This is a genomic window from Pseudomonas sp. GM50 (genome assembly GCF_000282375.1).
Classification (GTDB): domain Bacteria; phylum Pseudomonadota; class Gammaproteobacteria; order Pseudomonadales; family Pseudomonadaceae; genus Aquipseudomonas.
This window is the reverse complement of the sequence record NZ_AKJK01000072.1, coordinates 1-12655: the sequence shown is the minus strand read 5'-3', so window position 1 is coordinate 12655 and position 12655 is coordinate 1. Positions and strand designations below refer to the sequence as shown.

Here is a 12655-nt window from a genome sequence, read left to right as displayed (position 1 = left end):
CCCGCGAAGAGGCCGGCACATCCAACATCGATGCTGACTGACACACCGCCTTCGCGAGCAAGCTCGCTCCCACATTAAATGCATCAACACCACAAATTCCCCGTAGGAGCGAGGCTTGCCCGCGAAGAGGCAGGCACATCCAACATGTATGCTGGCTGACACACCGCCTTCGCGAGCAGGCTCGCTCCCACATTAAATGCATCAACACCACAAATCCCTGTAGGAGCGAGGCTTGCCCGCGAAGAGGCCGGCACATCCAACATCGATGCTGGCTGACAAACCGCCTTCGCGAGCAAGTCCGCTCCCACAGGTTGATCTGCGTCCGATCAAGCGTCTTGATTGAGCTCTTCATAGAGCGGTAAGCCAAACAGCAGCACATCGGCACGGGTTTCGCCGAATCGGGCGATGTTGGGCAGGCGCGCCCACAGACGTGCTCCGATGGCCTGAACAATGTGCTGGCTCGGCTTGTTCGCGCCCATGATCCATGACACTACCGTTTCCAGGCCATATTGCCTGGCGAGAATCACCGACGCCTGGCCCAGGCGCACGCCCACTCCCCGACCGTAATGGTCAGCGCGCACATAAATGGCGGCTTCACCCGTGTTGCGACACGCCTGGGTGCCCCAACTGAACCTGTTGATCGATAACCAGCCGACCACTTCGCAACCCCGCTCGATGACATACACCGGCAAGCCGTCGTTTTTGTACAGGTTGATATAAAAGGTGACCTCTTCAAGGGTCATGGGACGGGTCACCGGTGAATTGGCCCCCGTGTCGGCGGTCTCGTTGAAGATCGCCATCATGGCGGGAAGATCCGCGTCAGTGGATTCGCGGACACCGCGTGGCAGGACTTGCTGGGGAACGCCTTGCTTGAGGCTACTCATGAGTAAACGGCTCCTGCAAAAACGCTGGCCTTCAACTGCTCGCGAGCACGGGACAAGCGCGAGCGTACGGTGCCGATCGGGATACCCAGGCTGTCCGCCGCATCCTGATAGCTGATATCGGTTTCAACCACCAGTGTCATGACGTTACGCATGTCCTCCGACAATTCACCGATGGCCTTCAGCGTCCGACTGAGAACGCGCTGATGGTCGCTCACGTTACTTGGATCATGGCCATGCTCAAGGTTGTCGGCGCCTGACTCTTCCAGTTCGCTACATTGCGGCTGGCTATACATACACTTGAAGTGATTGCGCACAAGATTCATCGCAATGCCAAACAACCAGGTTTCCGGTTTCGAAGCGCCGATGAACTTGTGCTGGTTACGCAGTGCTTCCAGGTAAGTCATTTGCATCAAATCATCGACATCGGCGGCATTGAACACCCGCTGGGTAATAAAGCTGCGCAACTTTCGCTCACTGTTTTTTGCCAACGCCCCAACATCCAGATGTATCGAGCCCATCACCTCAGGCTGAACGCTGTTTAGTTCCAAAATTAATCCCTCGCTTCATGCAATTGAAATAGCCAACATGGCGAGAGAGATAGAGCAGCTTACGTACCAGCTTTTATAAAAATATAACCACCTGATTTACTTGAATATTTAAAAAATAAAATAGTGGCACCGTGCCATTTGTTGCATTCCAGACACAAACCAAATGCAATTTCTTGCACAACTTTTAAAACAGTAAAAATAGTTAAGCATTCACGGAACCCAACGCCTGAAAGTGCCACACAGAACACACATAGACTCTTTCATGGCGTTCCTTATTTATGAAAATCGGTGCTTATAACGACACGCCTGTAATACCGGATTTCATTCCTCCGCTCGCCCCCAAAGTAGAACGCGTGGAGGTCCCCAGAAACCCGTTGCTGGACTCCATGGAAGAAATCGGCATGAAGTTCAGCGAGAGTGTCGAACGGCACTCCAAGCGTATCGACGAACGTCACGTGCAGACCTCCCATGCGCCGAGCCGGCTGGAGAGAATCGAGAAGCTGACCGAGCTCTATCGGCTACTCGATCATCCTGACCAACCCAGCCTGGAACAGCAGGCTCGGCGCATGCAGATGCTGCTGCAACAGCAACCCTCGATGCAGGCGATGCTGGCACTGACCCAGGATGATCCAGCACGCACCGACATCGTTTTGCAACAAACCCTGCGCCTGGCTACCGCCAGTGGCGACGAGAAAGAAATCGCTGACGTGCAGGCCGCTATTGAGGAATTGCGAGCATCACATGGCGACAAGATTCGCGCGGGGCTGAACACCGCCAGCGCCATCGCCTTGTTCAGTCAGGACGCAGACCAACGCAAGATCATTCGTCAGCTCTATTACAAAGCAATCGTCGGGCAGCAGCCCTTGTCCAGCCTGCTCGAGTCGCTGTTCGAGCGCTTCAATGAAGAGCAATTTCCCCGGGTGCTGCGCACCTTGCAACGGGCACTGGCCGACGACATCGCGGCCATGGCACCGTCCTTGCCCGGCGCGGCATTACGCTCGATGCTGCGCGGTCTGGGAGCTTCCAGCCAATTGAGCAATATGCTGCAGATCTGTCGTGACCTGCTGGAACGCCTCGCGCTGAAGAACCCTGCCGGTAAAATGACCACCCTGCAGCTGGCTCGCCGGATCGTGCGGTTCTGCGGCAATGGCTTCTTTGCCCGTGACCTTTCCACCCTGACCGAAGAAACCGTCGGCCGCGATCAACGTCTGCAACCGATTTTCCTCAATGGTTTGCTGTCTCTGTTGCAGCGTTTGCCCTTGCCGGTATGGAAAGACAACAAGACCCGGCAGAACAGCCTGCGGTTGATGCTGGGTTTGATGGAGGAAATGTCCCGGCATGAGCGCAAAACCCTTGGGCTTCCCGATGGACAGTCCAAGCGATGAACAAGCTCATCTATTGGCTCAACCGGCTGGCCATATCGGCAATGCGCCGTACCGAAATTGTCGGTGCGTTCATGGTCATGGCCATCGTCTTCATGATGATCCTGCCCTTGCCCACCGCTCTGGTGGACGTGCTGATCGCCCTGAACATTTGCATCTCGTCCTTGCTGATCGTGCTGGCCATGTACCTGCCACGACCGCTGGCGTTTTCGACGTTCCCGGCCGTGTTGCTGCTGACCACCATGTTTCGCCTGGCACTGTCCATCGCCACCACGCGCCTGATCCTGCTGCAACAGGATGCCGGGCACATCGTCGAGGCCTTTGGCAGCTTTGTCGTCGGTGGCAACCTGGCGGTCGGCCTGGTGATTTTTCTGATTCTCACCATCGTCAACTTCCTGGTCATCACCAAGGGTTCGGAGCGTGTCGCGGAAGTGGCCGCGCGCTTTACCCTGGACGCGATGCCCGGCAAGCAAATGTCTATCGACAGTGACCTGCGAGGCGGTTTGATCGATGTCCGCGAGGCCCGCCAGCGACGCGAACAATTGAGTAAGGAGAGTCAACTGTTCGGTGCCATGGACGGTGCGATGAAGTTCGTCAAGGGTGATGCCATCGCCGGTCTGATCATCGTGTTCATCAACCTGATCGGCGGCTTCTCGATCGGTGTCTTGCAGAACGGCATGGAACCGGCGGATTCGATGCACCTGTACTCGGTGCTGACCATCGGTGACGGCTTGATCGCGCAAATCCCCGCCCTGCTGATTTCCCTGACCGCCGGCATGATCATCACTCGCGTGGCCCCCGACAGCCAATCCCTGGATCTGAACATTGGCCGCGAAATCGCAGAACAGTTGACCAGCCAGCCCAAGGCCTGGGTCATTTCCTCGGTGGGGATGCTCGGCTTTGCAGCCATCCCCGGAATGCCCAGCCTGGTGTTCATCACGATCAGCATGCTGTGCCTGAGCAGTGGCTTGATTCAACTGTTGCGCGCCAGCCATAAAAGCACCCAACAGGCCAACGCCGGAGAAGAGCGACTCAAGAACCCTGAGTTGAATGGCCGTGAAGACATCCGCCGCTTCAACCCGTCCCGGGCCTATCTGCTGCGCTTCCATGTCAGTCATCAGGGTAGCCGCGAAGTCGAGCAATTGATCCATACCATTCGCCAGCGGCGTAACACCCTGGTTCATCGGTTCGGCCTGACCCTGCCCTCCTTCGATATTGAATTCGACGAGCTGCAAAAAACCGACGAGTTTCTGTTCAGCGTGTATGAGGTGCCGCTGATCCGCGCCAGTTTCGCCACGCAAAAACTGGCCGTGGCTTATCACCTGGTCAACGAAGACGATGGCGGCGAACCCGGCGCGCCAGAGCGCGATGAAAGCCAGTGGTTCTGGTTCGATCCCGAGCACCCTATCCTGCTGCGTGACGAGGTCGAAGGCGCCCGTTGCGATGAGCTGATTCTCGAACGCATGAACCGCGCCTTCCAGTCTACGGGCCCGCAATTTATCGGCTTGCAGGAAACCAAGGCGATTATCGGCTGGCTGGAAAGCGAGCAACCGGAACTCGCCCAGGAGCTGCAACGTACCCTGCCCCTGGCGCGCTTCTCGGCGGTACTGCAGCGACTTTCGTCCGAACTGGTTTCCCTGCGGGCGGTGCGCCTGATCGCCGAAACGCTGATCGAGCAAGGCCAGCATGAACGTGACCTGAGTGCGCTGACCGATTATGTGCGCATCGCCCTCAAGGCCCAGATCTGCCACCAGCACAGCGAAGGTGGGGTCATGCACGCCTGGCTGGTGACCCCGGAAACCGAGGTGCTGTTACGCGACGCATTGCGCCAGACCCAGAGCGAATCCTATTTCGCGCTCGAACAGGAACTGGCCGGCGCCTTCGTCGAGCAACTGCGCGAAGCCTTTCCATTGCGTGCCAGGCCGGCGCCGGTGCTGCTGGTTGCTCAGGATTTGCGCAGCCCGATGCGCAGCCTGCTGCAGGATGATTTCAATCATGTTCCGGTCTTGTCCTTCGCCGAGTTGTTATCCGCGGTGCAGGTCAATGTCCTGGGACGTATCGACCTGGAAGAGGCACAGGCCTTGCTGGCCTGACGGAGCACAACATGCTGTATGAATTGCGTGTATTAACCGGTTTGCATCGTGGCGCCGCACTGCCTTTGTCCGGCGCTGAGTGGAGCATCGGCTCGTCGAGCGACGCCGACCTCGCGCTCTACGATACCGGGATCAAACACCGTCACTGCCTGCTACGGCTGGTGGACAGCACCTGGTCGCTGACCGGCCAGGAAGGCGTCGTCACCGACAACGAGGGCCATCGCGTCGATGCCATTTCGACCTTGCAGCCTGATACCCCTTTTTCCCTGAACGGCGTCTGGCTCTCGGTGGTCAGTGCCAACACCGATTGGCCTGAAGACGAGACCATCACTGCCGAACAAGCGCCCCCAGCGTCTGACACGCCGTCGATCGTCAATGAACAGCCTCAAGAGCAGCCAGAACTGCTGTCGATGAGCGCCCAACGTGAGGAAACGCCACACACGCAGCCGCGCCGCCAGCCCCCCTCGCTGATCGCCTCACTGCTACTGATCACAGGCCTGGCGCTGTTTCTCGGGATTCTGCTCTGGGCATTCAACCGACAGGAACCGGTACCCGCCGCACCGCCACCCGCCGCCAAAGTGGTGCTGGCCGATGCGCAGGAAGTGCGCAAAGTCATCCTGAAGATGCTGCAACAACGAGACCTGCAAAATCGCATCACCTTGACCGAAGAGCCGGGAAAAATGTTCTTGCACGGCAACTTCGCCGAAGACGATCTGCTGCAGTTGACCGAACGGATGTTGCTGCGTTTCGAGCGTCAGTATCAAAGCCCGATCCGGGTACAGAGCGCCCTGCCGGTCGCGACACCGTTCCTGCCTTTTACCGTGGCCCAGATCAGCAATGGCCGACTGGCCCATATCGTCACCAACGATGGGCGCCGACTGTTCCTCGGTGACGAAATCGATGGGATGCGCCTGGTGGAAATCAACGATAACCGGGTGATTTTCGAAGGCGACCGCCGCGTCGAGTTGAGCTGGTGATGCGTGAGGCTTTCGAACGTTTAGACGACTGGGCACAGGGCGAACGCGAACGCCTGCAACGGGCGGCTCCCGTGGAAGTTCACGGGCGTATCTGCGCGGTCAGCGGGATTCTCCTGCACAGCCAGATCCCCAGGGCGCGAATGGGTGATCTGTGCGAAATCCGCCGAGCCGACGGCACTCTGGTGCTGGCCGAAATCGTCGGTTTCGATCGCCAGAATACCTTGCTCGCGGCCCTCGGCCCGCTTGATGGCATTGCCATTGGCGCGCCGGTGAAACCGTTGTTCCAGCCCCACAGCCTGTGTGTCGACGAGGGCTTGCTGGGCGCGGTGCTGGACGGTTTCGGACGCAGTCTGGATGGCGACGGCCCCAGCGCATTTGCCGATGCCGGCACGCCAGGCGCCATCCCGGTGATTCGCGATGCGCCGGCAGCCACCGCCCGCCCACGCATCGAGATGCCCCTGCCCACCGGGCTGCGCAGCATCGACGGAATGCTGACCCTCGGCGAAGGGCAACGGGTCGGAGTGTTCGCCGGTGCCGGTTGCGGCAAGACCACCCTGCTCGCCGAGCTGGCGCGCAATACCCCTTGTGATGCGATCGTGTTCGGCCTGATCGGTGAGCGTGGGCGCGAACTGCGCGAATTTCTCGATCATGAACTCGATGAGCAGTTACGCAGCCGCACCGTGCTGGTGTGCTCGACGTCCGATCGCAGCAGCATGGAGCGAGCCCGTGCTGCCTTCACCGCGACCGCGATCGCTGAAGGTTTCCGTGAACAAGGCAAATCGGTGCTGCTGATCGTCGATTCGCTGACGCGTTTCGCCCGGGCCCAGCGCGAAATCGGTCTGGCCAGTGGTGAACCCAGCGGTCGCAGCGGGTTGCCACCCTCGGTGTACAGCCTGCTGCCGCGCTTGGTCGAGCGGGCCGGACGAACCCACGACGGAGCGATCACCGCCCTGTACTCGGTGTTGATCGAACAGGACAGCATGAACGACCCGATTGCCGATGAAGTCCGGTCGTTGCTCGATGGCCACATCGTGCTCTCGAGAAAGCTCGCCGAAAGCGGCCATTACCCGGCGGTCGATATCCTCGCCAGTCTCAGCCGCACGATGAGCGGCGTGGTGGGAACCGAACAGGTCAGAAGCGCCACCCAGATACGGAAATTGATGGCGGCGTATCAGCAGGTGGAAATGCTCCTCAAGCTCGGTGAGTACCAACCGGGTCACGACCCCTTGACCGATTGTGCGGTGGACTCGCGCTCGGCCATCAATGACTTCCTGCAACAGTCACTGCGCGAACCGGTGTCCTTCGAGGACACCCTCGATCATCTTGCCCAGGTAACCGCCAATGTCCCACTCTGATGCAGACCAAGACGACTGCCCTGCCGGCGAATTCGCTGCGATTGGCCAAACGGTCGACATGCTGGCGCCTATTCGTCGGCAACGCCTGAGGCTCGCGGAACAGGCCTGGCGCCGCCAGCGCCAGGTGCTCGACGAGATGCGCGCCCGGCTCGACAGCTTGACTACAGAAGCCATGCGCTTGCGGGCGATCCATCGCCAGCGGCGCCTCGAGTTGCTCGAACAGTATCGTGACAAACCGATGCCGCTGACTGAACTCAAGGATTCCCTGGCCGAGGAACAACTGTCGCTGCGCCGGATCGAGCGCAGCGAGCAGGCACGCATCGCGCTGCAAAAAGAACACGACCAACAATCGCTCTGGGCTGAGGAAAGTCGCCTCGAAGTCAGCCGTCGACTGCGCGATGTCGAGAAGCTCGATTACCTGCTCGATCTTGCCCGGGAGGCGTCATGAACCAGGCTCACGCCCCGGCCAAAACGGCCAACGCCCGCCCCCAGGAAACGACTGGACGCGCCGAGTTCCCCAGAGCCGCGCGCCCTTTCGAACCGGCGAGCGAGGTCCGCCACGACGGTGAAGTCTTCGAGACGCTGATCAGCCCCGATCTCGGCTGGTTCACCCCGGCGCTCACAGGGTTCACGGGCGAAGGCTCTTCGCAGGGCTTCGCCGGCAGCCCGTCGTCGTTCGAATCGGAGTCTGCGGCAGCAACCTATAGCGCACCGTTGTGGGATGCCCTGATCCAGCATATCGACGAGCAGCCACCACTTATGGACGACCAGCCCATCGAGGCCGTCTTCGAATTGCCGAACCTGGGCGAAGTCGCCGTACAGGTCATGCGCCAGGGCAACGTCATGGATATCGCCCTGCGCTTTGCCCAGGGCGAAGCCTGGGCACGCTGCCGGGAAAGCCAGGAATCCAGCCGCCAACTGTTGAGCCAGCGGCTCGGGCGGCGAGTCAAGTTGTCATTCGATCTGAAGGACCGTTGAGATGACCGTTCAAGCACTCAGGCTGCGGCCGATGAAAAACGATGAAGCGCAGGTGCGCAGACGTCTTGGTAAAGGGCTGAAACTGGACTTTCAGCTGGAAGCGGCCCACGGCACGTTGAGCGTGCACCTGCTCGACACCGCCCCGCGGTCGATCACCGGCAATGTCATGACCAGCGGCTGCGGTCCCTTGTTACTGAGCGATGCGGAAGCCTTTCTCAGCCTGATATCCAGTTGCCCGGCGATGCTGCCGGACAGTGATCGCAACCCGGAGGACAGTGCCTGGTATTGGCAGATCTATAACCAGTACCTGAGCCCCGAATTGCAGGCGCTGTTCGTCCATCTGGAACCCGCGCAAACGACGCTCGATGACGGCCTGGAATGTTTGCTGGAAGCGCGCATCAACGGCTTGCGCATTTGCAGCCGGCTACGACTGGCACCGGCCACCTTGCTGCGGCTGCTCGATCGGGGCAACTGGCGCCCACCGCTGTCAGGTCCGGAGAGTGACCTGCCCCTCTGCATCCCGTTGCTGCTGGGTCGTACCCACATGAGTGCGGCGGTCCTGCGCTCCTTGCGTCAAGGCGACATCGTATTCCCCGAGCAAGCCATGTTCGCCCCTGACGGCCAAGGCCCCCTGCAAATCGGTGGCTGCCGCCTGGGTCTGCAGTTGGAGAGTACCAACCCGCCACGCTTCATTGTCACCGAACTGGAAGAAACCGCCATGAATGCCCCCCTCGATCACCTCAGCCCTCCCAGCCTTGACCACCTGCAGGCCATTGAAGGTTTGCCCGACCTGGACAACCCCAGCCACGAGCGTGACACCGCCGAGGAAACACTCGCCAGTCCCGACCGCTTCGCCGACCTGCCACTGGCGTTGACCCTGCGCATGGGCAGCGTCTCGCTAAAGCTCTCCGAACTGCGCAATCTGGCCATCGGCTCGGTACTGATCGTGGAAGGCAGCACCGTGGGCAATGCCATGCTGTGCCATGGCGAACGGCCTTTGGCCCACGGTGAACTGGTGGATGTGGAGGGCCGTCTCGGCCTGCAGATTACGCGCCTGGAACAACAGCGATGAGTGAGGGACAGATCGATCCGATGATGCTCGCCTTGTTTCTCGGCGGGCTCTCGATGGTGCCGTTGTTGATGGTGATCTGCACCGCGTTCCTGAAGATTTCCATGGTGCTGCTGATCACCCGCAACGCCATCGGGGTGCAACAGGTACCGCCGAACATGGCGCTGTATGGCATCGCGCTGGCGGCGACTCTGTTTGTCATGGCCCCGGTGTTCAACGAGATGGGCCAACGCTTCAAGCAATTGCCGGAACGCCATGAAACATTGGCGCAGATGCAGAGCTCGGCCAGCCAGATCGTCGAGCCGCTACGGCTGTTCATGTCGCGCAATGTCGATCCCGATACCCAGACCCACCTGCTGGAAAACACCCAGCGTATGTGGCCGGCGGAGATGGCGGCCAAGGCCAGTCGCGAGGACATCCTGGTCATCGTCCCGGCCTTCGTGCTCTCGGAGTTGCAGGCCGGTTTTCAGATCGGTTTTCTGATCTATATCCCGTTCATCGTCATCGACTTGATCGTCTCCAATATCCTGCTGGCCCTGGGCATGCAAATGGTCGCGCCCATGACGATTTCCCTGCCACTGAAAATCCTCTTGTTCGTCCTGGTGGACGGCTGGACGCGCCTGCTCGACGGTCTGTTCTACAGCTACCTGTAACCGCCTGCCTGCACTGCTGTGCGCGATAAATCGAGGCACTTATGGAAATCCTGAACCTGTTCAAGCAGGCCATGTTGCTGGTGGTCGTGCTCTCCGCCCCGCCACTGATCGTGGCGGTGATCGTCGGCATCGTGACGTCGTTGCTGCAAGCGGTTCTGCAGTTGCAGGACCAGACGCTGCCGTTCGCCATCAAACTGGTCGCGGTCGGCGTCGCCCTGGCCCTGACCGGGCGCTGGATCGGTGTCGAGTTGATGCAACTGACCATTTTGTCGTTCGGCATGATTGCGCAGACAGGGCACTGAGATGTTCGAGCACGCCATCAGCCTGTTGTCCGACTCGGTCATCGCACTGACCCTCGGCATGGCGCGGATCTACCCTTGCCTGCTGCTGGTGCCGGCGTTTTCCTTTCGCGAACTCAAAGGTATGCAGCGCAACGGCATCGTCCTGGCATTGGCGCTGATGCCCATGCCGGGGATCCGCGCCACGCTGGCCGGGGTTGAATTCCATTGGCTGAACCTCTGCGGCCTGGCGCTCAAGGAAGCGGTGCTCGGCATGCTGCTGGGGATCTTGCTGGCCATGCCGTTCTGGCTGTTCGAATCCATCGGCTGCCTGTTCGACAACCAGCGTGGCGCTCTGGTCGGTGGGCAGATCAACCCGGCGCTTGGCGATAACACCTCTGAACTCGGCTTCATGTTCAAGCAAGTGCTGATCATGCTGTTGATCCTCGGCGCCGGTTTCTCCAGCCTCACCCAAGTGCTGTGGGACAGCTACAGCGTGTGGCCGGCGACCCGGTGGATGCCAATGCCCGCGGCCGATGGCTTCGCTGTTTACCTGAGCCTGGTCGCGAGCATTTTCCGCTTCATGGTGCTCTATGCCGCGCCTCTGGTCGGCCTGCTGCTGCTGATCGAGTTCGGCATGGCGATCCTCAGTCTGTACAGCCCGCAACTGCAAGTCTCGACCCTGGCGATGCCGGCCAAGAGCCTGGCCGGTCTGGCGTTCCTGGTGCTGTACCTGCCGATGCTGTCGTTCCTTGCCGAAGGTCGGCTCGATGCCTTGGGCGATCTGCGCCATACCCTGCCGTTGCTATTGAACCCAAGGCCCTGATGCCTCGAAAGACACCCTTGCGAGGAGCCCGCGATGAGCGAAAAAACAGAAAAGCCGACCCAGAAAAAACTCAACGATGCGCGCAAGAAAGGTCAGATCGGGCAAAGCCAGGATGTTCACAAGCTATTGATCTTCGGCGCCCTGATCGAGTTGATTTTCACCCTGGCCGAAAGCGGCATGGATAAGCTCAAAGGCCTGATGTCCGTACCCTTCGGGCAACTGGGCATGCCCTTCCAGGCCGCGCTCAAGGAGATGTTCGTCAAGGCCAGCATCGACCTTCTGTTGTTCATGCTGCCGGCGCTGGGTCTGGCGGTAATCATGCGGGTCATCGGCGGCTGGTCGCAGTTCGGCATCCTCTTCGCACCCGAGGCATTGAAACTGGACTTCGACCGGCTCAACCCGATCAATCAGTTCAAGCAGATGTTCTCGGCCAAACAACTGTTCAACCTGTTCAACAGCCTGAGCAAAGCGGTGCTGATCACCTGCGTGCTGTATGTGCTGTTGCCGCCCGCCGTGGGGGATCTGATCGGGCTGGCCAATACCGATCTGGATACGTACTGGCGCGCCATGATCGACATGTTCTCGCGGCTTTCGCGCATCTGCCTGGGGGTGTTGCTGGTGTTGGCGGCGCTTGATTTCGGGCTGCAGAAATACTTCTTTCTCAAAGGTCAACGCATGAGCCACGAGGACATCCGCAAGGAACACAAGGACTCCGAAGGTGACCCGCACATGAAATCGCACCGCCGCTCCATGGGCCGCGAGCTCACCCAGGGCGGTGCCGCGCCCGCTCCGCAAAAGGCCCCGGTGGAAGACGCCGATATGCTGCTGGTCAACCCCACGCACTACGCCGTGGCGCTGTTCTACCGGCCTGAGGAAACCGCACTGCCGCGCATCATCTGCAAGGGTCAGGACGCCGAAGCCCGCGACCTGATCGAGCGTGCCCGCGAGGCCGGTGTGCCGGTCATTCGCTTCGTCTGGCTGGCCCGCACCCTGTATCGCACTGAGGTTGGCCGCTTCATCCCGCGCGAAACCCTGCAAGCGGTGGCCCAGGCTTATCGCCTGTTGCGTGAGCTTGATGAGCACGCCGCTGACGACATCATCGAGATAACCGACAACCCGAACTGACCCCGCGCCGCTCTCTTTGTAGGAGCTACCGAAGGCTGCGATCTTTTGATTTTGCGTTTTCAAGATCAAAAGATCGCAGCCTTCGGCAGCTCCTACAGGGACCGTATGGCGGCGCATTCCTCGATGCCCGTCGAAATTCCCATGGAACCGGCGGACGTGGCCTGCCACTCACCGGACTGAATACATCCCTAATGTTCGCCCAAGGCAGGGTCTGTCCGGGCGCGCGGATTTCAGTACGAGTCGAGGAGCACCTACATGATCCCATCATCAAATGTCCGGACCTCCAGTTCAGGTTCCGTGGATGCCGCGCAACGAACCGGCGGCAGCAGCGAATTTCATCAACAATCGGAACAACCGACCCAACGCAGCTCGCATTCACTGGGCAGTATCGGTAAACGCTTCAGGAAAAAGCTCGGCAAGCTCCTGCATATCGGCACGCCCTCAAGCAGCCGACCGAACACTTCGGCAGCGGCTTCCGGCACCGCCG

Annotated in this window: 14 protein-coding genes; 12 read left to right on the top strand and 2 right to left on the bottom strand. The window is 60.0% G+C overall.

The genetic code is table 11. The annotated features are described in order from the left end of the window. Window positions 1-326: 326 nt before the first annotated feature. Entirely contained in the window at window positions 327-884 is a 558-nt protein-coding gene (locus PMI30_RS11910; protein ID WP_008010960.1) for a GNAT family N-acetyltransferase, read from the bottom strand. Continuing rightward, complete coding sequence (locus PMI30_RS11915; RefSeq protein ID WP_238542001.1) at window positions 881-1348, bottom strand: RNA polymerase sigma factor; 468 nt, start codon at window positions 1346-1348, stop codon at window positions 881-883. Before PMI30_RS11915 ends, PMI30_RS11910 begins: the two co-directional genes overlap by 4 nt. 437 nt (window positions 1349-1785) lie before the next feature. On the opposite strand from PMI30_RS11915, the gene sctW reads away from it, so the two are divergent. The 12 genes from sctW to PMI30_RS11975 all read left to right on the top strand — a co-directional run. Beyond that, window positions 1786-2817, top strand: a complete 1032-nt coding sequence (gene sctW / locus PMI30_RS11920) for a type III secretion system gatekeeper subunit SctW (protein WP_238542000.1) — start codon at window positions 1786-1788, stop codon at window positions 2815-2817. Then, window positions 2814-4907 carry a type III secretion system export apparatus subunit SctV gene (gene sctV, locus PMI30_RS11925; RefSeq protein ID WP_008010954.1) on the top strand — a complete coding sequence of 698 codons (2094 nt, stop codon included), beginning with the start codon at window positions 2814-2816 and terminating at the stop codon, window positions 4905-4907. The genes sctW and sctV overlap by 4 nt, the downstream gene beginning before the upstream one ends. Before the next feature lie 11 nt (window positions 4908-4918). Then, window positions 4919-5884 (top strand): FHA domain-containing protein, encoded by a 966-nt coding sequence (locus PMI30_RS11930; RefSeq protein ID WP_008010950.1) that lies wholly within the window; start codon window positions 4919-4921, stop codon window positions 5882-5884. Then, complete coding sequence (locus tag PMI30_RS11935) at window positions 5884-7239, top strand: FliI/YscN family ATPase (RefSeq protein WP_008010948.1); 1356 nt, start codon at window positions 5884-5886, stop codon at window positions 7237-7239. Before PMI30_RS11930 ends, PMI30_RS11935 begins: the two co-directional genes overlap by 1 nt. Then, window positions 7226-7687: a hypothetical protein gene (locus tag PMI30_RS11940; RefSeq protein ID WP_008010946.1), complete on the top strand. Its 462-nt coding sequence runs from the start codon at window positions 7226-7228 to the stop codon at window positions 7685-7687. The genes PMI30_RS11935 and PMI30_RS11940 overlap by 14 nt, the downstream gene beginning before the upstream one ends. Further along, window positions 7684-8217 (top strand): type III secretion system HrpP C-terminal domain-containing protein, encoded by a 534-nt coding sequence (locus PMI30_RS11945; RefSeq protein ID WP_008010944.1) that lies wholly within the window; start codon window positions 7684-7686, stop codon window positions 8215-8217. The genes PMI30_RS11940 and PMI30_RS11945 overlap by 4 nt, the downstream gene beginning before the upstream one ends. A 1-nt stretch (window position 8218) precedes the next feature. Further along, a complete protein-coding gene (locus PMI30_RS11950) occupies window positions 8219-9289 on the top strand; it encodes a FliM/FliN family flagellar motor switch protein (protein WP_008010943.1) in 1071 nt (356 codons plus the stop codon). Further along, on the top strand, window positions 9286-9939 hold the full coding sequence (gene sctR, locus PMI30_RS11955) for a type III secretion system export apparatus subunit SctR (RefSeq protein WP_007895863.1): 654 nt from the start codon (window positions 9286-9288) through the stop codon (window positions 9937-9939). Before PMI30_RS11950 ends, sctR begins: the two co-directional genes overlap by 4 nt. Window positions 9940-9980: 41 nt before the next feature. Then, on the top strand, window positions 9981-10241 hold the full coding sequence (sctS, locus tag PMI30_RS11960) for a type III secretion system export apparatus subunit SctS (protein WP_007895864.1): 261 nt from the start codon (window positions 9981-9983) through the stop codon (window positions 10239-10241). A gap of 1 nt (window position 10242) precedes the next feature. Continuing rightward, window positions 10243-11043 (top strand): type III secretion system export apparatus subunit SctT, encoded by an 801-nt coding sequence (gene sctT, locus PMI30_RS11965; protein ID WP_008010941.1) that lies wholly within the window; start codon window positions 10243-10245, stop codon window positions 11041-11043. A 33-nt stretch (window positions 11044-11076) separates the two neighbouring features. Next, window positions 11077-12168 carry a type III secretion system export apparatus subunit SctU gene (sctU, locus tag PMI30_RS11970; RefSeq protein ID WP_008010940.1) on the top strand — a complete coding sequence of 364 codons (1092 nt, stop codon included), beginning with the start codon at window positions 11077-11079 and terminating at the stop codon, window positions 12166-12168. 255 nt (window positions 12169-12423) lie between these two features. Beyond that, window positions 12424-12655, top strand: a 232-nt coding sequence (locus tag PMI30_RS11975; protein WP_008010937.1) for an AvrE-family type 3 secretion system effector, incomplete at its 3' end; no start/stop codon positions are given.

What these genes read in the sequence shown, in the direction of transcription:
- PMI30_RS11910 (WP_008010960.1), bottom strand. Translation starts at nt 884, where the DNA reads ATGAGTAGCCTCAAGCAAGGCGTTCCCCAGCAAGTCCTGCCACGCGGT.
- sctV (WP_008010954.1), top strand. Translation starts at nt 2,814, where the DNA reads ATGAACAAGCTCATCTATTGGCTCAACCGGCTGGCCATATCGGCAATG.
- PMI30_RS11930 (WP_008010950.1), top strand. Translation starts at nt 4,919, where the DNA reads ATGCTGTATGAATTGCGTGTATTAACCGGTTTGCATCGTGGCGCCGCA.
- PMI30_RS11935 (WP_008010948.1), top strand. Translation starts at nt 5,884, where the DNA reads ATGCGTGAGGCTTTCGAACGTTTAGACGACTGGGCACAGGGCGAACGC.
- PMI30_RS11940 (WP_008010946.1), top strand. Translation starts at nt 7,226, where the DNA reads ATGTCCCACTCTGATGCAGACCAAGACGACTGCCCTGCCGGCGAATTC.
- PMI30_RS11945 (WP_008010944.1), top strand. Translation starts at nt 7,684, where the DNA reads ATGAACCAGGCTCACGCCCCGGCCAAAACGGCCAACGCCCGCCCCCAG.
- PMI30_RS11950 (WP_008010943.1), top strand. Translation starts at nt 8,219, where the DNA reads ATGACCGTTCAAGCACTCAGGCTGCGGCCGATGAAAAACGATGAAGCG.
- sctR (WP_007895863.1), top strand. Translation starts at nt 9,286, where the DNA reads ATGAGTGAGGGACAGATCGATCCGATGATGCTCGCCTTGTTTCTCGGC.
- sctS (WP_007895864.1), top strand. Translation starts at nt 9,981, where the DNA reads ATGGAAATCCTGAACCTGTTCAAGCAGGCCATGTTGCTGGTGGTCGTG.
- sctT (WP_008010941.1), top strand. Translation starts at nt 10,243, where the DNA reads ATGTTCGAGCACGCCATCAGCCTGTTGTCCGACTCGGTCATCGCACTG.
- sctU (WP_008010940.1), top strand. Translation starts at nt 11,077, where the DNA reads ATGAGCGAAAAAACAGAAAAGCCGACCCAGAAAAAACTCAACGATGCG.